18 protein-coding genes are annotated in these 17,092 nt (G+C 45.1%); 8 read left to right on the top strand and 10 right to left on the bottom strand.

Annotated elements, in window-relative coordinates; genetic code table 11:
* Window positions 1-648: 648 nt before the first annotated feature.
* From ACWJAO_RS06380 to ACWJAO_RS06370, 3 genes are all read right to left on the bottom strand, one after another.
* Window positions 649-1,524 (bottom strand): DNA adenine methylase, encoded by an 876-nt coding sequence (locus ACWJAO_RS06380; protein ID WP_449139655.1) that lies wholly within the window; start codon window positions 1,522-1,524, stop codon window positions 649-651.
* Entirely contained in the window at window positions 1,521-2,912 is a 1,392-nt protein-coding gene (locus tag ACWJAO_RS06375; protein WP_449139654.1) for a hypothetical protein, read from the bottom strand. Before ACWJAO_RS06375 ends, ACWJAO_RS06380 begins: the two co-directional genes overlap by 4 nt.
* A 152-nt stretch (window positions 2,913-3,064) precedes the next feature.
* Window positions 3,065-3,454 carry a hypothetical protein gene (locus ACWJAO_RS06370; protein ID WP_449139653.1) on the bottom strand — a complete coding sequence of 130 codons (390 nt, stop codon included), beginning with the start codon at window positions 3,452-3,454 and terminating at the stop codon, window positions 3,065-3,067.
* Window positions 3,455-3,965: 511 nt separating this feature from the next.
* On the opposite strand from ACWJAO_RS06370, the gene ACWJAO_RS06365 reads away from it, so the two are divergent.
* The 3 genes from ACWJAO_RS06365 (at window position 3,966) to ACWJAO_RS06355 (ending at window position 5,298) form a co-directional block, all read left to right on the top strand.
* A complete protein-coding gene (locus ACWJAO_RS06365) occupies window positions 3,966-4,493 on the top strand; it encodes an HU family DNA-binding protein (protein ID WP_449139652.1) in 528 nt (175 codons plus the stop codon).
* A gap of 88 nt (window positions 4,494-4,581) precedes the next feature.
* Window positions 4,582-4,716, top strand: coding sequence for a smalltalk protein (locus ACWJAO_RS06360; RefSeq protein WP_449139651.1), 135 nt, complete (start codon window positions 4,582-4,584; stop codon window positions 4,714-4,716).
* A 57-nt stretch (window positions 4,717-4,773) separates the two neighbouring features.
* Window positions 4,774-5,298 carry an N-acetylmuramoyl-L-alanine amidase gene (locus tag ACWJAO_RS06355; protein WP_449139650.1) on the top strand — a complete coding sequence of 175 codons (525 nt, stop codon included), beginning with the start codon at window positions 4,774-4,776 and terminating at the stop codon, window positions 5,296-5,298.
* Window positions 5,299-5,723: 425 nt separating this feature from the next.
* On the opposite strand, the gene ACWJAO_RS06350 is transcribed toward ACWJAO_RS06355, so the two are convergent.
* The 7 genes from ACWJAO_RS06350 to ACWJAO_RS06320 all read right to left on the bottom strand — a co-directional run bounded on the left by ACWJAO_RS06350 (window position 5,724) and on the right by ACWJAO_RS06320 (window position 12,095).
* Window positions 5,724-6,185, bottom strand: a complete 462-nt coding sequence (locus ACWJAO_RS06350; protein ID WP_449139649.1) for a hypothetical protein — start codon at window positions 6,183-6,185, stop codon at window positions 5,724-5,726.
* A complete protein-coding gene (locus tag ACWJAO_RS06345) occupies window positions 6,185-6,661 on the bottom strand; it encodes a hypothetical protein (RefSeq protein ID WP_449139648.1) in 477 nt (158 codons plus the stop codon). Before ACWJAO_RS06345 ends, ACWJAO_RS06350 begins: the two co-directional genes overlap by 1 nt.
* Before the next feature lie 279 nt (window positions 6,662-6,940).
* Window positions 6,941-7,516, bottom strand: coding sequence for a transcription termination/antitermination NusG family protein (locus ACWJAO_RS06340; protein WP_449139647.1), 576 nt, complete (start codon window positions 7,514-7,516; stop codon window positions 6,941-6,943).
* A gap of 389 nt (window positions 7,517-7,905) precedes the next feature.
* Complete coding sequence (locus tag ACWJAO_RS06335) at window positions 7,906-8,862, bottom strand: tyrosine-type recombinase/integrase (protein ID WP_449139646.1); 957 nt, start codon at window positions 8,860-8,862, stop codon at window positions 7,906-7,908.
* Window positions 8,863-9,010: 148 nt separating this feature from the next.
* Window positions 9,011-9,205: an exodeoxyribonuclease VII small subunit gene (gene xseB / locus ACWJAO_RS06330; RefSeq protein WP_153081956.1), complete on the bottom strand. Its 195-nt coding sequence runs from the start codon at window positions 9,203-9,205 to the stop codon at window positions 9,011-9,013.
* 87 nt (window positions 9,206-9,292) lie between these two features.
* The gene (xseA, locus tag ACWJAO_RS06325; RefSeq protein WP_287854060.1) at window positions 9,293-10,591 is read right to left on the bottom strand and encodes an exodeoxyribonuclease VII large subunit; all 1,299 of its coding nucleotides are present in this window, start codon (window positions 10,589-10,591) and stop codon (window positions 9,293-9,295) included.
* 49 nt (window positions 10,592-10,640) lie between these two features.
* Complete coding sequence (locus ACWJAO_RS06320) at window positions 10,641-12,095, bottom strand: S8 family peptidase (protein WP_449139645.1); 1,455 nt, start codon at window positions 12,093-12,095, stop codon at window positions 10,641-10,643.
* A gap of 271 nt (window positions 12,096-12,366) precedes the next feature.
* Between ACWJAO_RS06320 and ACWJAO_RS06315 the strand changes: the two genes are divergently transcribed.
* From ACWJAO_RS06315 to ACWJAO_RS06295, 5 genes are read left to right on the top strand one after another with little or no spacing between them, the layout of a single operon-like run.
* Entirely contained in the window at window positions 12,367-13,821 is a 1,455-nt protein-coding gene (locus tag ACWJAO_RS06315) for an MATE family efflux transporter (protein WP_287798563.1), read from the top strand.
* Window positions 13,822-13,854: 33 nt separating this feature from the next.
* Window positions 13,855-14,478 (top strand): cytidylate kinase-like family protein, encoded by a 624-nt coding sequence (locus tag ACWJAO_RS06310; RefSeq protein ID WP_418330843.1) that lies wholly within the window; start codon window positions 13,855-13,857, stop codon window positions 14,476-14,478.
* Between the two features lie 54 nt (window positions 14,479-14,532).
* Window positions 14,533-15,714: a formate-dependent phosphoribosylglycinamide formyltransferase gene (purT, locus tag ACWJAO_RS06305; protein WP_449139644.1), complete on the top strand. Its 1,182-nt coding sequence runs from the start codon at window positions 14,533-14,535 to the stop codon at window positions 15,712-15,714.
* Between the two features lie 3 nt (window positions 15,715-15,717).
* Window positions 15,718-16,128, top strand: coding sequence for a sugar 3,4-ketoisomerase (locus ACWJAO_RS06300; protein ID WP_316209246.1), 411 nt, complete (start codon window positions 15,718-15,720; stop codon window positions 16,126-16,128).
* Window positions 16,091-17,059 carry a GNAT family N-acetyltransferase gene (locus tag ACWJAO_RS06295; RefSeq protein WP_334674865.1) on the top strand — a complete coding sequence of 323 codons (969 nt, stop codon included), beginning with the start codon at window positions 16,091-16,093 and terminating at the stop codon, window positions 17,057-17,059. The genes ACWJAO_RS06300 and ACWJAO_RS06295 overlap by 38 nt, the downstream gene beginning before the upstream one ends.
* Window positions 17,060-17,092: the final 33 nt, after the last annotated feature.

Below are 17,092 nucleotides of genomic sequence, written 5' to 3'. Positions count from 1 at the left end.
CGTCTTGTAGCGGAACCAGAATGTCTGAAAGTCTTTGTCGCTGTACATTTTACTTACGTTTAAAATTACTGGCGACAAAGTTACATCTTCTTTATCAAATCACCAAATCCGTTTTTGGACGCTTACGCTCTATTCTCCCACAAATTCACACAGATTTCTTAGACCTGTGCGGTCTGGGGGATTAAGGGCACGCAGATCTCGCTGATGACGCAGATCTTTTGAGTTATGCGGGTTATGCTATGTCAAATATTGTTTCTGAATTATCGCAAATTCCAATTCTTCAATCTAGATGGCTGCGAAAAGGCTAAAATATCGGTTTTATATCGTATTATATGCTCCTTGCAGAACGAATGACCTATAGTTGTACGACCATAAGGCTGCGGTTGTACAACTATATAGGCTATGGTTGTACAACTCTGGAGTTATGGTTGTACAACTATAAGGGTCTTAGTTGTACAACTGCAGAATTCTGATTTTTTGACGAAATTCATAAACATAGATAACATGCTGATTTTCTGATATTTACATATTTTTGTCATATTTCAGATATTCTCCAGAAAAGATTTCCTGGTCGAAAATCCGCGAATTTTGAAGAGATTTAATCTTGAATTTGTAAGATTTATTAGCATCATTCTACCCTTTTATCCGTTACTGTTCTTTCTTAAAGTGCAACTTATCCAATGCTTCTGGGGTCAAAAGACAATTATCGGAGAAAAAGATAACCTCCGTTCCTGTACCATTATTATTTGCACTATAATTCAAGCGAAACTCCTGATGACGAAACTCCTGATAAAGAGACTTGATGAACTCTGAATTATCATACGAAACGACCCATTTCATTTGACCAAGCCGTGATACCAGACTCTTGATGTCCCGGTGATCAGAATCCTTATAGTAGTTCATATACAACCCCTGCCCCTTCTTATAATAAGGTGGATCCAGATAAAGTATCGTTTTGTCGATATTCTGATTAGTTATTTTTTGAATGAAATCTACAGCATCTTCATTGTGCAATTCTATCCTATCCGCATAAGAGGCTATGCGACGGATACGCCTCATGAGTTCGTCTTTCCTATACCTTGCATCCATCTTATAATTACCGGTCTGGGCATACCCTCCAATGACACCTGCCTTGATGATTCCTGAACGATTGGTACGGTTCATAAAGAATGTTGAGAAACCTAAGTCTAACAGACTAGCCTGGTCCTTCTTGTCTACCTTCTGCAACTCCCGGAGCTTTTTCCAGTTTTCCATCGTAACAGGTGTCTCTGCTATCAGGCGACACAGATTTTCCGTATCATACAATACACTGTGCCAAAAGGCATAGATAGAACGGTCCTTATCATTGATGATTATCTTGCTGACATACTCATCAAAGAGTAAAGACAATGCAACGGAGGCCCCTCCAGCATAAGGTTCTACATACACCCCGTCCAGAAGACCGTTGTCTTTCACAAACTGCTTGAAGAAGTTGGAGATTTTAGACTTTCCTCCAGGATATCTTAATGGTGAGAGAATGCTCATGATTTTGTTTCCTCCTTTTTGCTTATAGCACCCCAAAGGCATTCAAAGAAGGGCTGGATATTGTCCCATTCAATGATCAGATTATCTGCAATCGGACTGATGCGATAATTATGTATGTATGCATTGAGCGTTTGAGGTGACAAAGGAGAGTTACGATCACTGATTTCCATTTCTATTCCCTTTGTCATATCCTTATTGGCAAAGTGAGAAGTATGCAAATGCTCAATGACCCTTTTGAGTTTCTCATGCAGATTCAACTTCGACTGGCTCGCAGTCTGTACACCCACCGGCAATAGGTTGAACTGTTCCATATAAACGTCTACTGACATTTCTATGAAAATACGAAGCAGAATCGCTGCCGTATTGGTACAGGTCTTGACCAACAGTCCACTCATCTCCTTAAAAATTTTGGCTATCCGGGATTCTGTAATTGGCAAATGAAATGATTTCGGAACCAATGTGGCTCTAGTTTTCCGGGGCGACACCTTTTTGCCAATAGTGCTTTCTACAAATTTGGGAGCCTCAGCTATCTCCGGATTTTCCTGCAATTCCCATTGAACAACCTTATTCTCTGGAATGTTGGGATTTTCTATCCGCTCAAATAATTTGCTGATATAATCTGCACGATCTGATTTACTATAGATGACTCCTACCTTGAAAGAAGGAGTCAACATCTCGGAAATAATATCCACAAAAGACTTGGTCAATACCTCTGGTTTAAGGTCAGATACCAAACGGCCTTCCTGCAATGCCAATCCCAACTTTTCACGTACGGCCGGATCAGCCAACAGACGCTGCAAATTGGTAACATTCAGTTTTTTCATCCTTGCCTTGAAATCATCATCTACAAAAGACGAAGCATTCAGCATATTGATTACCTGTAAAGCATAAGCTTCTTTTCCAGTGGTCACCTTATCAAAGCGCTGCTTTTGTAAAGAAGTCCATTGCTTTGTACCTATTCCCTTCAATCCATTGGCATGCTTACGTACAACCCAAAAATTGACTTCATCTCTAGATGGAAAAACACCACATTCTACACGATGAATCAATTTGTCTGCATGTGAATTCTTCAGCTTGATAAATTTCTTTCGCAAAGAGAGATGAGATTCATCTATCAATTTAGGATTCAAAAGGAGCTTCAATGTCGTAATTCGCCGGTTACCTTCAATGACGATATATTTCTTCTCGTCAGTTGGATGAGGTATCACGTAGGGACTATCCATAGGATTCAAACCGATATTTAAAATATCAACGGCCAGTTGGTATAATTCATCATGATAGGCTTCAACCATCTGGTTGATGGCATCCCTCTGTGAATTCTGGTGTTCGAACCGGAAGTTATCCAAATCCAGAAACAGATTGGTAACACAAATTGTTTTTCTTTCCATAACAATTGAGTTTTAGTAAACCCCTCGAGCGGTAATGGAAAATCCATCCGCCCGAGAGGAATCATATTCTAAAATCGTTCATTAACCAAGCAATGACTTGACCTGCCTTTCATACTACCACATATTACGAAACGCAAAGCATTTATGGCAAATTACTTGATTGGCAAACCGTTTCCCTGTTGATGCTCCATCTCGTGAAGAGCCTTTTTGACGAGTTCTTGTCGCGGTGGGAAAGCTGCCCTCAATACATTGGCTGATGCCTGATACAGTAATGAGAGCTCTTGATTTACATCTTCGGTCGTATTACACTCAGTCCATACTGAAGTCATTAAGTTGGAAAACATCTGTTGAACAGAACCATAACTCAAACTTGCGTCGGGTGGATCAGCATAAAGCTTTGCCAATGTTCTGCCATTGATGCCGAGTAAAACTGCGAACTTTCTCAGAGAAGGAATACCCCATCTTGTTTGTATCTGGCGAATCTCATTTGCAGCCGTGGTTAACCAACTATCCGCCTTGACTTTTACGGATATTCGGTTCATTAGGCAAACGCAGGTTGGTTACTAATCTAACTAGTATCGACCACCTTATTTGCTAACAAACTTTAAACATATCTTAAAAAGTGTATACAGTGCTGCACCCTATAGAGTACATCACAGGATTTCCAAGATTACGTACTTTTGTAAGCGAAATCAGAATTGATTTTTAATTCATATATATATAATAATGTATAAAACTATCAGAATATGAGAGCAATGTATAAAAGCGAACTGGCTGCTTATGCCGGAGTGTCGACTGGGACACTGAGGAGATGGCTAATGCCGTACAGACAGGAACTGAATGAAATTGGTGTGAAACCGAAAGACCAGTTGTTAAGTCCGAAAGCAGTTAAGTTCATATGTGATCAGCTGTCTATCGATATCTAACAATGTCGAACAGCACGCTTTTGAAAAGTCATACCTTTGCAACGTCAATCAGAACAAACGGGATTGCTCATCTCTTTGAACTGACGATGACTGAACTTAATTATTAATTTCTTAAATGTTTTAAATTATGAGTAAAAGTTACAAAGTCTCTAAGAAGACCATGAACATGGGTCCTAAGAAGGGTAAGACTGTTTATAGCGTTCGCCCTTACAGTTACGGTACCTTGACAACCAAGGATATCGCTAACCAAATCGCTATGGAGTCTACGGCTACTCCTGCTGATGTGATGGCGGTACTCGACCGCTACACCTACTATGTGAAGGAAAACCTGAAGAAGGGTTACGACATCGAACTGTTCGGTTTCGGTAAGCTCTATCTCCGTTTCCTCACAAGTAAGGCTGTAGAGACTGAGAAGGAGGCGAATGCCAAGCTCGTGAAGAGTATCCTTCCTGCCTTCCGCCCTTCGTACTATCTCCTGAAGAACGGCAGCCGTGTTTACAACCTGATTCCTGATTCCATCGAACTCGTCAAGTACGGTGAAGAGAAAAAGGATAAGACCACTGGCGGTGAGACAACTGGCGGTGAAACGACTGGCGGTGGTTCCAACACCGAAGCTGGCGGAACAGGTTCCGACAATGGTGACGGATTGGAGTAGTCTCCAACTCTGGCAGTGCCTTACCTCTCCGAAAGGGAGGCACTGCTAAACTCTGATAACTTATTGTTTCATTTAAATATTATTGATTATGAAAATGTTTCGTTCTAACTCTGAATCAAATCCAAACAAGATTTCCTGGACTCAAATCGTGAATGCCATCGTACAGGCGCTGATTGCTGCTCTCACGGCACTGGGAGTAAGCTCGTGCGCCAATACGCTTTAATGTTGAATGTTGAGTGTTGAATGTTAAATGTTGAGTGTTGAATGTTGAATTATTCTTATGATAAAAGATACATTTCCAATGATTATCGGGGAGGAGAAGGTGCGCTCTGAGCGTAGACTCCTCGCCGGAGTTGAAGACGGCAAGAACATGATGTCTGCCGACTCTGTGAGATTTCTGGTACTGCATTGCTCGGCTAGCCGATGCAATCAGGACTATAGTGTGGAACAGCTGCGCCGTGACCATAAGGCTCGTGGGTTTTATGACATTGGCTACCACTTCTACATCCGTAAGGATGGAACGATGACGCAGCACCGTAAGCTGCTGGAGGTGGGGGCGCATGCCAGACCTTATAATAGATGCTCTATCGGCATCTGCTATGAGGGTGGACTAGATGAGCAAGGCAAGCCTTGCAACACCATGACAACTGAGCAGGAAACGAGACTCGTGGATCTTTTCAGGAATCTTAAGATTCTCTTTCCTAAAGCGAAGATTGTGGGGCATCGGGACTTGCCTGGGACTACTCCAAAGGAGTGTCCGTGTTTGGATGCGGGCAGCTGGACTGCTCGGCACCGCCTTGATTAACTCTTATATTTACTTCTTCTGGTTGGTATGGGAATACTGGCTAGAAGGAGTTTTTTCTACCTCCCCGTCTCTCCTGCAAGGAAAGACTTTTTTCGAAAACCTACCCGTCCTTCCTTACCGTTAAAGAAGGCTCCACCTCTCACCCCTGCCCTCTCTCCTCAGGAGCGAGGGAGGAAACCGCCCTACTCGGTGCTCGGAACCGCTGCGCTCTAAGGTTGGCGGGGCATCAAAGCCCTCGCCATATTTTGCGGGATGGGACCGCCGGGGAAGAGAGTTTACAATTTATAATTTACAATTAATAGTTTATAGCTTGCTGATTGGTGGTGCATGGGGGTCGGCTTGCTGGGATGGGACCGCAGGGGGACAACTTGCCATTACCTTGCAATAGTTTGCTATTATCTTGCTAAAGGTGGTGGGTACTACCCCTATTTTAAAACCACCCTGTTTTGTAATAAATCACAAAGAGAACGCAATGTCTTTAATGTATAAGGACGAATCGTCAAGTCATCACAAACTATCTTCTTATCCTTACCTAAGAAAAACATTCCACAATGCTCATTAAGACCTGCTTTAACAGGATATATTCTTAATCTATCATGTAAGTTTGCTAAATACTTTGGAGTAAAAAGAGCATAACCCACATAATGGTTTTCTGTCTTTTTAAAAACATACTTACCTTTTTTATTCAAATGCCTTTGGTCTATAAATGACATCCTAGACAATGAAACATAAGACTCGACTTCACCATTCGTAAAACGTCGAAGATTGAATGCCGCAAAATTCAACTGATGGGTATTTTCATCATAAAAAGCTGGAGAAGACAACAATCGAGCTATCTCCTCCATATCTTTCAATACTGGTTTCTCAAATGTTATATCACATTCCATTAGGCAATGTTCTTTAGGACTTCCAAAAATTTAGGGAGTTCCGAAAGTGGGAGGATGCCCTCTTTCTCTATCTCTCCATAATTGACATCATACACTATCCTATCACTAAGAATCGACAAGCAGGCATCTCCTTTGGAGGTCTTCCATTGCATTAATATATAGCCATTGGTGTTTGGGAATATTGCTAATCCCTGAAGTAATGGTTCGCTGCAAGATGAAACAACCTTCTGCGAATAATCACATGCTTTTGATGATATGGAAGGGGAACCTTCATAATCCCAATTTGCTGGCAAATCTCGAAGTTCAAGAATTCGCTTCTCAAGCCGTTGCCTTAACGAAAGACTTGACTTCTTTTTCAGCTGTTGCTTCAATAATCGCAAAGCTTCTGCCATAGCATCAGTCACACTGATGTTATTCTGCTCTGCTATCGTTGCATAGCCTTGATATAATGTATTATCGAGTACCAATGTTGCCATAATCGTAATATTCTAATTATTGCTTGCAAATATAAGGGTTTTCTGTGAAACTACCAAATTTTTGGAGGAGTTTTTGATTCTTGCTCTAATGTCCCACACGGATCTCACGGAGCTTTTTCGTTGCATTACTCCAAGTATTGCTTTATCATTATTCTTAGTCTCCCACAGATCTCACAGATTTACACAGATTTCTTCGTTGCTAGCAACGGGGATTCTCATTTGGCCTCTCAGTAAAAACTACGAAGGAGTAAAAAATCCGTGAGATACGTATGCGGAAATTCAACTTTCTTCTACGATTTCCAGCAAATTTCTACTTATCGTAAGCGTGGCACCACTGATGTACTTGATTTCGCTGCCGATGACGGCTTTCTTGCCATTATAGCTCTGTACGTAGGCTTCCACACCTTTCATGCTACCAGACACCACTCGCACTTTGATACCTTTCTTCAAAGGAATGGGGGCAGCAGTGACTGGCTCTTCGTCATTCTCTACAAAATATCTATAGTTGGCAATAACCTGGTCGGGAATTCGGTATATATTCCTTTGTCCCGGCATCGTCAGCATCTTATACACATCCGAACGGAAGCGAATCTTATCAAGTTGTCTCTGAGAAACATTGCAAAAGATGAAAGTGGAAAGAAATAGCTTTTCTTTCATTCTTCGCTTATTGGAACGCTTGTCTATATAAACTACTTTTACCTTGGGAATCCAGTAATCAAACCAAACTTGATTGTGATTAAGATTGATTTGTATAGAATCAGCTATTCTCGTTTCACAATTCACTCTCACTACAGCCACATACCATCCTGCATCATCAGGTTTATCAAGCCCATCATTAGGCTTTTTGGGATCCATTTTCTTAGTGTTTTCTTCGCTTTTTGCCACGGCTTCGCCGTCGTCCCCTGCAATAGTGGACGTAACCTGTGATTGTATATTTGTCTCTTTCATCATGCGAATCAAGTTCGTTTTTTGATGCCGATTATCTGAATCTCTACATAAGAGACACAGAAAAACCGAAAACTTTCGTTCAATCAACGACTTAGGAAATTATATATGGAAAGAAGAGTGAAAAAATGTTGATTTTCGTAGAACGATATTAATTTTTTAACACCCATAATTTGCTAGTTTCCAACAATTTTCGTATTTTTGCAAAGATATTCTGTGTCTCTTATGTAAAGATTCAGAAAAATCGGTTCATTTTGGTTCATTTTTTAGAAATCCCTCTTTTTATTCTTTTTTGCAGCTTATAGGGCTGCCAGTATTTTGGCATTGGCATCATCTACTTCTGAGCTTTTGATGGAGCGGAGATAGATCTGCGTGGTGGTTTCGGAATGATGCCCCAATGCCTCGCTGATGACAGAGATAGAGATATGGTTGTCTCTTGCTGCCGTTGCCCAGGAATGACGGGCGACATAGAGGGTGAGTTTGCCCTTGATGCCTATCTTAGCACCTAACTTTCTGAGGTGGTAGGAGATACGCGCTTCCGCATTGTGATACAGGCGCGTCTCGTCCTGCATTTTGTCAATATTTTCGTCTTGTTTTTTATTATCATCATCAACGAGGAAAGGGAAGAGATAAGGTGAGGAGGCGGTCTGCGCCTGATACTTTTCCAACAGCTTCTGCATCTCCTTCTCCCATCGGATGGTGAGACGCTGCCCTGTCTTTCTTCTTGTATAATGAAGAAAACCGTCCTTGAGGTCGGATTTGCGGAGATGAGCCAGGTCAATAAATGAGATACCTCGCAGATAGAAACTCATCAGAAATGTATCTCTTGCCATCTCTTCTTTGGGAGTGAGTTCCTTGACCGAATGCAGACGCTTGATTTGGCTGACATCCTCTGTAGGTATGGCTCTCTTGCGGGTTGGGGCAATACCGGTATAGACATTCGTGAAGGGATGCTGCTGTGGCGTCAGTCTCTTTGCCACGGCTTTGTTATAGGTGGCACGGAGGATGCGGAGATAGAAGGAACTGGTGTTTTTGCATACCTCCGCCGTATGATGCAGATATGCCTCATACGAGCGCATCACGTCTGCATCTATCTCACTCAGGGCAATATCCCTGTTGTCCCGGTATCGCTTAAAGCTGTTGAGGGTTGCCTTATAATGCAGCGAAGTGCGGTATTGCCCGTTCTTCACCAACAGGGCGATAAGGAGGTTCATGAACTGGAATAACGACTCTGATGTTTTCTTGTTTCTTGCCATAAAACGTATATATATTTGATGTTTATAAAAAATGATAGGGACATCTCTGTCTCTACGAAAGAAACAAAGATGCCCCTATATATAATAAGGTAACGGCAGGAAACAATGAACACTATGAGGTAGGGTTCAGAGAGGGAGATACAGGAAATCAATCCTCATTAAGGAGTTTCTTGATTTCCTCATCGGTCTTGGTGAGTTTGTCTTTACAGAGTTTCACCAAAGTTTTGGCACGTTTCAACTGCTCGGAGAGCTGATCAATATCGAGTTCATCATTCTCCATTCTTTCTACGATTTCTTCAAGCTCTCTTACGGCTTGTTCGTATTTCATTTCTTCTTTTTCCATACTTATTTCAGTTAAGAGTTGATAGTTTATAGCGGCTTCGCCGTTTAGCAAGATTGCTATAAACTATTAACTATAAATTATAAACTATTATTCAACTTTTGCCTTCACGCTGCCCTCGGCAAACCTCGTTTCAATGATGTCACCAGACTTCAGTTGCGAGGCAGAACGGATGCTCTTGCCATCTTTCAGCGTGATGCTGTAGCCACGTTTCAGCAACAGTTCGGGGTCTTGTGCCTGAATGCGCTGGGAAAGGAGCTGCAGACGATGACTCTCGTTGAGCATCTTCCTTTCCAATATCGGCTGAATATTCTGAGAAAGAATCTCGAAATGGCGCTGGGCCTCCGATAGTTTCGACTGGACATTTGTGCTTAAACGGCTCATCAGACGGTCGAGATAGGCTCCCTGCTTCGTCTTCACCAGCGAAAACTGGACAGGAATCGTGTTGCTCAGTCTGTCGAGCCTCATCTTCTCCACCTGCAGACGGTGCTTCACATTCTGCACGATAGCCTCTTGCGCATTCACCACACGGGCATAAACCTCAGTAAGATGATTAACGAGGAAGGCGGCAGCGGCTGTCGGTGTCTTTACACGTTGGAAAGAAATCATATCCAGCACACTCTCGTCCCTTTCATGTCCTATTCCCGTGATGATAGGCAGCGGGAAGTTTGCCACATTCTCGGCAAGCGCCAGGGTGTCGAAACCCGAGAGATCGCTCGTAGCGCCACCGCCTCGGATGATGACTACGCAGTCAAACTGTTCCCATTCGGCATTGATACTGTCGAGGGCAGCTATCACACTCTGCTCTACTCCCTCGCCCTGCATCGTAGCCGGAAAGAGGCGGGTTTGAAACTGCAGACCATAATCGTTATCGGCAAGCTGGTTGCAGAAATCACCATAACCTGCTGCCGTAGCACTGGAAATGACGGCGATGCGCTGGCAGAACATCGGGAGTGCCAACTCCTTCTGCAGTTCGAATACGCCCTCTGCTTTCAGCGTATTGATGATTTCCAGCCGCTTGCGCGCCATATCGCCCATCGTATAGTTAGGATCAATATCATCTACTATCCAGGAGAAGCCATAGTTCTCATGAAACTGCGCATGTACCTTGAGTAGCACTTTCATACCGGCATGAATGCGCTGTCCGGTGATGCGCTCGAAATTCGGTTTGATGAACATCCATCGGTTTCGCCAGCAGGAGGCATGTGCCTTGGCAATGGGCGTATTAGACCGCTCATCCTTCTCGATGAGTTCCATATAGCAGTGCCCGCCGTAGCCCTCGCGAGCCTCGGAGAGTTCCGCTTCCACCCAATAGCTATCGGGCAAGGACATCGAAATGACCTCACGGACTATGGAGTTTAATTCATAGAGAGATAACCTTTGCTTCATATATTGCTCTTCACTCTAAATTCTTCACTCTTCGTTCTTCACTTTTCACTTACTTAATCGCTTTCCCCGTCTGATAAGCCTTCCAGAAATCAGGCACACCATATCCGAATACATTATCGGGATGATGCTGATTATTACCAGCCAATCTCACGAGTTTCATAATCTGCTTAGCCGTCTTCTGAGGCAAAGCCTGCCAGAGACACGCTACCATTCCGGCGATGAGCGGAGATGAGAAAGACGTTCCGTTATCATTGATGATATTTCCACGGCCCGTAATCACACAGGTAGGACTTCCGTAAGCCATCACATCAGGCTTGATTCTGCCGTCAGCAGTAGGTCCCACGGCACTGAAAGCCGCATTCTCGCCCATTTCGTTTACGCTGCCCACGGTAAGGATATTGCGTGCATCGGCAGGGAAATTGATTTTCTTCCAACTTCCCATTCCGTCGTTTCCTGCAGAATTGACACAGATGATTCCCTTGTCAGCACACATCGAAGCGGTGCGGGAGATGAGGGTAGAATTACCGTCCTGCTCATAATAATGATGGTTGGTAGACGCATCATCGAAGCCATGATAGCCTAACGAAGAGTTGATGACATCCACGCCGCAACTGTCAGCATATTCAGCCGCAAAAGCCCAGTAATCCTCTTCTGCCAGACTCTCTGTGCGCTCATCTTCACAGCGCACCAGCAGATATTGAGCCTCAGGCGCCACCCCCACGAATCTTTCGGGTTCGTTGGCAGCCATCGTAGAAAGCACCATCGTTCCATGCTCCATCTCGGCGAAAATATTCTTGGATTGAGGAACCACAAAGTCCTTAACGCCCGCCAATCTGATATTATGCAGCGCCGGAATCTTATCCACATTCATGAATCCGCCGTCGAAGACAGCAATCATCATTCCTTTGCCCAAATGTCCGGTTCCATGCAGCCGCTTGCCGTTGAGCGACTTGATCTGCGCATCGGCAGCACCATATTCGCCTACTCCACCAGTCCAATCGTTCAATTCCCTGCGAACGCTACTTCTGATGCGCTGACTGACAGAATCGGGAGCAGAGAAGACCTTCATCTTCCGGGTGATGAAATCGAGATCATCCAGTTTCCGTAGTTCCTTCTCCTTATGAATGCGGACCAGCAGGGTATTGTTCCACTTGCTCTTGCCCACAATCTCGATGCCTGCCTCGCTTACAGCCTGCTCATAAGCAGGAGCTATAGGCAGATCAGTAACATCGATGGGCAGATTCTGCCTCTTTCTGCGCTCAATGGAACGGGGAGAGAGAAAATCTGCCGGGCGACTTACCGAAAAGGGAGTGTGACTGAGGTCTTTGTCTCTGAGATAAAGACGATACATCATACACTTGCCTCCCGGATACGACACCATATCGGTTTCGGCGATGCGGGACAACCGCATCAGTTGCTCAAAATTGCTAACCCTGTCTTCGCGAGCGAACAAAGAGAGAGCAGTCATTAAGAATGCATAAAGCATCAAAAATTTTTTCATCATTATATCGGTAGTCCGGTTTGTTATTGTTGTTGCTGCAATATTTCTGTATTGCATTTGTTAATGAGTTGAATTGTTTATTCTGAAGTGCAAAAGTACAGAAATTGTACGAAAACACCAAAGGAAAAGGGAAGTTTTTTATCATGAAATGCAAGTTTTTCTCATATATATAATAAGGTATCAGATATTTTTTGTACTTTTGCAGACAAGTAGCCGCTGCAATAGCATTCTGAAAGAAGCTGGGCGAGCGGCTATGAGGAAAAAACAGATACAAATGGAAAATAAACAAGCGACATTAGAATTAGGTACGAAGCCGGTGGGCAAGCTGCTCGTTCAGTATGCCTTGCCAGCTATGATTGCGATGACAGCCGCCTCACTCTACAACATCGTTGACCGAGTATTCATCGGTCAGGGTGTGGGAGCCATGGCCATCTCAGGTCTCGCCATCACCTTCCCCTTCATGAACCTCACCGCAGCCTTCGGAGCCGGTGTGGGCGTAGGAGCGTCTACTGCCATCAGCGTGAAGTTGGGACAAAAAGATTATGCCACAGCGCAAAACATTCTGGGTAACACAATTTCTCTGAATCTCATCATCGGTATCGGACTGAGCATCATCTGCCTGCTCTTCCTCGACCCTATCCTGAGATTCTTCGGAGCCAGCGACCAGACGCTCATCTATGCCCATGAGTATATGGTCATCATCCTGCTGGGCAATGTGGTGAGCCACATGTATTTCGGTATGAATGCCCTGCTCCGAGCCGCGAGCAAACCCAAGCAGGCGATGTACGCCACCATCTTCACGGTGGTGATGAACGTGATACTGGATGCCCTCTTCATCCTCGTTTTCAAATGGGGAATACAGGGTGCCGCCATCGCCACCATCCTATCGCAGCTGATGGCGCTGATGTGGCAAATCAAGCTCTTCAGAAACAAGAATGAACTGCTCCACTTCAAGAAAGGCATCTACAAACTGAAGAGGAAACTCGTGGATAATATCCTTGCCATCGGCATTTCGCCGTTCCTGATGAACGTGTGCGCCTGCATCATCGTCATCTTCATCAACAACCAGCTGGTACGGTTCGGAGGCGACCTCTCCGTGGGAGCCTACGGAATAGCCAATGGTATTGCAATGGTGTTCGTGATGTTCGTATTCGGCGTAAACCAGGGAATGCAGCCTATAGCCGGATACAACTATGGAGCCCAGAAACTGGACCGACTGATTCGCGTACTGAACCTGAGCATCATTGCCGCCACCGCCATTATGGTAACGGGCTGGCTGATAGCGATGTTCCTGTCTTACTACTGCGCGAGAATGTTTACTACCGATAAGCAACTGATAGACTTGGGCATTAAGGCGATCAGAGTAGTGATGTTCTGCTTCCCGGTCATCGGGTTCCAGATGGTTATCACCAACTTCTTCCAGTGCATCGGAAAGGTGAAGATCAGTATCTTCCTCTCCTTGTCGAGACAGTTGCTCATCCTTCTGCCGCTCCTGGCTTTTCTGCCGATGATATGGGACATTGATGGAGTATGGTACAGTATGCCTATCTCCGACTTCTCAGCCGCAGTCATCGCTGCCATCGTAATGTCATGGTACATGAACAAGTTGAAAAGACAACATAGAGAAAGTGAAGAACGAAGAGTGAAGAGTGAAGAATTCAACGGCTTTACTAATCATAAAGTTCAATGTTCAAATCTCAAAGTTCAAAGTAACAAAGGCTTATCATAAAGTTCAATGTTCAAATCTCAAAGTTCAAAGTAAATGGAAAAGATTATCATAAACGTAGGTCGCCAGATAGGTAGCGGCGGCCATATCATCGCCGAGAAGCTGGCAGAGGATTTCGGTTGCAAATGTTACGACCGTGAGCTGCTGAATCTTGCCGCCAAGGAGAGTGGATTCTCTGAGAAATTCTTCGAGCAGAACGATGAGCAGAAGGGATTCTTCAAGTCTCTCTTCCATACCCATCTGCCCTTCCTGAGCGATAACAATTTCTATCACAATGACTTCTCGCAGGAAGGTCTGTACAAGTTCCAGAGCGACGCCATCAGAAAGGCTGCCGATGAGGGCAACTGCGTGTTTGTGGGCAGAACCGCCGACTATGTGCTGCGTGATTACAAGAATGTGATCAACATCTTCATCACCGCCAATATCGACGACCGCATCAAGGCAGTTTGCAAGCGAAAGGACATCGACAGAGCTAGCGCCCGCAAGTTCATCGAAAGCCACGAGGAGCAGCGCGCCTCTTACTACGATTACTATACAGGCAAGAAGTGGGGACACAGCGAGAGCTACGACCTCTGCATCAACAGCAGCCATCTGGGAATCGAAGAAACAGAGAAGTTTATCGCAGAATTTATCAGAAAGAAGTTCGGACTTAGTGATTAATTATTAGTGATTAGTGATTAATTTTAGGGACATAAAATATTAAACATCATATAAATGAAGAAGATTATGCTTTTGGGCTCAGGCGAACTGGGCAAAGAATTTACCATCGCCGCAAAGCGAGCAGGACAGTATGTCATCGCTTGCGACAAGTATGACAATGCACCAGCCATGCAGGTAGCCGACGAGCGGGAAGTTTTCTCGATGCTCGATGGCGACGCATTGACCGCAGTGGTAGAGAAATATCACCCAGACATCATCGTGCCTGAGATTGAAGCTATCCGCACTGAGCGACTCTTCGACTTCGAGAAGGAGGGCATCCAGGTTGTGCCTTCTGCCCGTGCCGTAAACTACACCATGAACCGCCGTGCCATCCGCGACCTTGCCGCCAAGAAACTGGGTCTGCGCACCGCCAAGTATTTCTATGCCAAGACCTTCGAGGAATTTAAGAACGCAGCCGATGAAATCGGTTTCCCATGCGTAGTGAAACCTCTGATGAGTTCAAGCGGCCATGGTCAGAGCTATGTTCACAACGATGATGAACTGAAGGAGGCTTACAAGGAAGCAATGGAAGAAGGTCGTGGCGACGTGAAGGAAGTGATCATCGAGGAATTTATCGACTTCGATTCTGAGTTCACCCTGCTCACCGTCACCCAGAAAGACGGTCCTACCCTCTTCTGTCCACCTATCGGCCACGTACAGAAGGGCGGCGACTACCGCGAGAGTTGGCAGCCATTCCAGATTTCTGAAGAGGCTTTGAAGAAGGCTGAGCACATTGCCGGCGAAGTAACCAAGGCATTGACTGGTGCCGGTCTCTGGGGCGTAGAGTTCTTCCTGAGCAAGCAGGGCGAGGTTATCTTCTCAGAGTTGAGTCCTCGTCCACACGATACAGGTATGGTAACCCTCGGTCACACCACCAACCTGAGCGAGTTTGAACTCCACTTCCGTGCAGTGATGGGCTTGCCTATCGCCGGAATCCATCTGGAGCACATCGGCTGTTCTGCCGTCATCCTCTCGCCAGAGGAAAGCACCGAGCCATTAAACTACAATATGCTCGATGCGCTGAAGGAAGACCACACCCGCATCCGTATCTTCGGCAAGCCAGAGGCTCACGTAGGTCGCCGCATGGGCGTCGTACTCTGCTACGGCGAAAAGGGCGATGACCTCAACCAGCTTCGCGACAAGGCAAAGCGTCTGGCAAAGACTGTATTGGGAACCGACCCATACATGAAGAAATAAGACATGAAAGAATTAGGAAGAATTATCACATTACCCAAGATATTCGACCCAAGAGGCAACCTGACAGTGGCAGAGGGAGAGACGCATATTCCCTTTGCCATTGCCCGTACCTACTGGACCTATGATGTTCCGGGCGGAGAAAGTCGCGGGGGCCATGCTCACAAGAAATGCCAGGAATTCATCATAGCAGCCAGCGGTTCCTTTTCGGTAACACTGGATAATGGAGAACAGAAGAAGACCTATCATCTCAACCACCCTTGGGAGGGACTGTTCGTGGATGTCAATATCTGGCGAACACTGGATGATTTCTCTTCCGGCTCATTGTGTCTGGTTCTGGCTTCCCACAAGTTTGAAGAGGAAGACTACATACGCGAATATGACGAATATCTCAGATATGCAAGACATCATGTTTGAAATCATCAAATACACCCCCGAATATCGCCAGCAATGGGATGAGTATGTGGCAAAAGCCCGAAACGCTACGTTTCTCTTTTACCGCAACTATATGGATTACCATTCCGATAGGTTCAAGGACTATTCTCTCCTATTCTTCAAGAAGGGGAAGCTCCACTCCATCCTGCCAGCCCATCAGGTAGGCAAGACCCTCTGCTCGCATTTCGGACTCACCTATGGCGGACTGATCATGAACATCCACGTCACGATTTCAGAGGTCTGCCAACTCTTTGAGGAACTGAATGTCTATCTGCGCCTTCAGGGTTTCGAGAAGGTACAGTATCGTCCTATTCCCTGGATCTATCATCTCCATCCTTCAGAAGAAGATCTCTATGCCATCTTCTGGAAATGCAAGGCTCATCTTTCGCTCCGCAATATCGGCACTACCATCTTCATGCAGCAGAAATTGCGCTGGCGCAAAGACCACCTGCGCCGTCTGAAGAAGGCTCATCAGAATGGAGTGACCGTAGTGAGAGATGCAAGCCTGTCGGAATTCTGGGAGGTATTGAATGAGAACCTGGAAAAGCGATTTGGTGCCAAACCGGTACACACGCTTCAGGAAATGGAACTTCTGAAAAGTCGATTCCCCGAGAATATCATCCAATACAATGCTTATCGCAACGGGCACATTATAGGAGGCCTCACCTTTTATATTACCCAGCAAGTGGTACACGGACAATATAGTTCTACCAACGATGAGGGAAAGGAATTCGGAGCCATGGAGGCTATCTATGAACAGATTATGTATCATGATTACCCCGATTATCCCTATCTGGACTTCGGCAGTTCTACGGAACAGCAGGGAGCCTGGATCAACGAAGGCCTCATCGCCCACAAGGAAGGTTACGGAGGAAGAGGCGTGGTCTACGACACCTATGAATGGACAGTATAAAGAGAAATCCCGAAGTTCACACGATAGTGAGCT

This window comes from Segatella sp. (assembly GCF_977051555.1).
The sequence above is the reverse complement of the archived record's forward strand: the minus strand, read 5'-3'. Positions and strand labels throughout refer to the sequence as shown.

Bases quoted from the DNA above. Each gene is read 5' to 3' on its own strand.
- ACWJAO_RS06300 (WP_316209246.1), top strand. From the start codon at position 15,718: ATGAAAGAATTAGGAAGAATTATCACATTACCCAAGATATTCGACCCA.
- ACWJAO_RS06360 (WP_449139651.1), top strand. From the start codon at position 4,582: ATGAAAATGTTTCGTTCTAACTCTGAATCAAATCCAAACAAGATTTCC.
- purT (WP_449139644.1), top strand. From the start codon at position 14,533: ATGAAGAAGATTATGCTTTTGGGCTCAGGCGAACTGGGCAAAGAATTT.
- xseB (WP_153081956.1), bottom strand. From the start codon at position 9,205: ATGGAAAAAGAAGAAATGAAATACGAACAAGCCGTAAGAGAGCTTGAA.
- ACWJAO_RS06295 (WP_334674865.1), top strand. From the start codon at position 16,091: ATGACGAATATCTCAGATATGCAAGACATCATGTTTGAAATCATCAAA.
- ACWJAO_RS06310 (WP_418330843.1), top strand. From the start codon at position 13,855: ATGGAAAAGATTATCATAAACGTAGGTCGCCAGATAGGTAGCGGCGGC.
- ACWJAO_RS06335 (WP_449139646.1), bottom strand. From the start codon at position 8,862: ATGGCAAGAAACAAGAAAACATCAGAGTCGTTATTCCAGTTCATGAAC.
- ACWJAO_RS06345 (WP_449139648.1), bottom strand. From the start codon at position 6,661: ATGGCAACATTGGTACTCGATAATACATTATATCAAGGCTATGCAACG.
- ACWJAO_RS06365 (WP_449139652.1), top strand. From the start codon at position 3,966: ATGAGTAAAAGTTACAAAGTCTCTAAGAAGACCATGAACATGGGTCCT.
- xseA (WP_287854060.1), bottom strand. From the start codon at position 10,591: ATGAAGCAAAGGTTATCTCTCTATGAATTAAACTCCATAGTCCGTGAG.
- ACWJAO_RS06355 (WP_449139650.1), top strand. From the start codon at position 4,774: ATGATAAAAGATACATTTCCAATGATTATCGGGGAGGAGAAGGTGCGC.
- ACWJAO_RS06375 (WP_449139654.1), bottom strand. From the start codon at position 2,912: ATGGAAAGAAAAACAATTTGTGTTACCAATCTGTTTCTGGATTTGGAT.
- ACWJAO_RS06370 (WP_449139653.1), bottom strand. From the start codon at position 3,454: ATGAACCGAATATCCGTAAAAGTCAAGGCGGATAGTTGGTTAACCACG.
- ACWJAO_RS06320 (WP_449139645.1), bottom strand. From the start codon at position 12,095: ATGATGAAAAAATTTTTGATGCTTTATGCATTCTTAATGACTGCTCTC.
- ACWJAO_RS06340 (WP_449139647.1), bottom strand. From the start codon at position 7,516: ATGGATCCCAAAAAGCCTAATGATGGGCTTGATAAACCTGATGATGCA.
- ACWJAO_RS06380 (WP_449139655.1), bottom strand. From the start codon at position 1,524: ATGAGCATTCTCTCACCATTAAGATATCCTGGAGGAAAGTCTAAAATC.
- ACWJAO_RS06315 (WP_287798563.1), top strand. From the start codon at position 12,367: ATGGAAAATAAACAAGCGACATTAGAATTAGGTACGAAGCCGGTGGGC.
- ACWJAO_RS06350 (WP_449139649.1), bottom strand. From the start codon at position 6,185: ATGGAATGTGATATAACATTTGAGAAACCAGTATTGAAAGATATGGAG.